Consider the following 505-nt stretch of genomic DNA (forward strand, 5'->3'; position numbering starts at 1 on the left):
CCAGGTGAAGCCCTGGCCACCAACGTTGTCGCCGAGCTTGCCGACGTCCTTGATGAAGCCCTCGAGGACGTAGAAGGCGCCCTTGAAGTACTTCTTCGCGGTGCCGGGCTTGACCCACACCTGCACGTAGTGGTGCGTGATGGTGAAGTTGCCGGCCTTGTCGATGGCCTTGCTGCCCGGGCCCTTGTAGTCCTTGTACTCGGACAGGGTGACGTGCTCGACCTCGGGCTCGCCCAGCTTGTTACCGTTGCCGGGGCCGACCTTGGCGGACTTGTACACCCACTCCTTGACCTCGAAGCGCTCGAGCACGGCGCCGGGGTGGTTCGGGCCGACGATGTCAGCCTTGGTGTTCTCACCCTCGGACCAGCAGGCGCCCAGGTTCAGGACGCACTTGTCGTACTCCTCCTTGGAGATCTCCTGCTGCTTGGCTTCCTTACGACCGGTGAACTTGTCGTAGTCGGCCTTGGAGACTTCCTTGGCGGTGCCGCCACCGATCTGGACACCG

At 63.2% G+C, this 505-nt stretch carries 1 pseudogene; it reads right to left on the reverse strand.

Going from position 1 to position 505, the window contains the following annotated elements:
* A pseudogene (locus ACLQ2R_RS39540) lies at positions 1-505 on the reverse strand (hypothetical protein); the annotation flags it as partial.

The sequence above is a fragment of the Streptosporangium sp. DT93 genome, assembly GCF_049844535.1.
Classification (GTDB): Bacteria; Actinomycetota; Actinomycetes; order Streptosporangiales; family Streptosporangiaceae; genus Streptosporangium.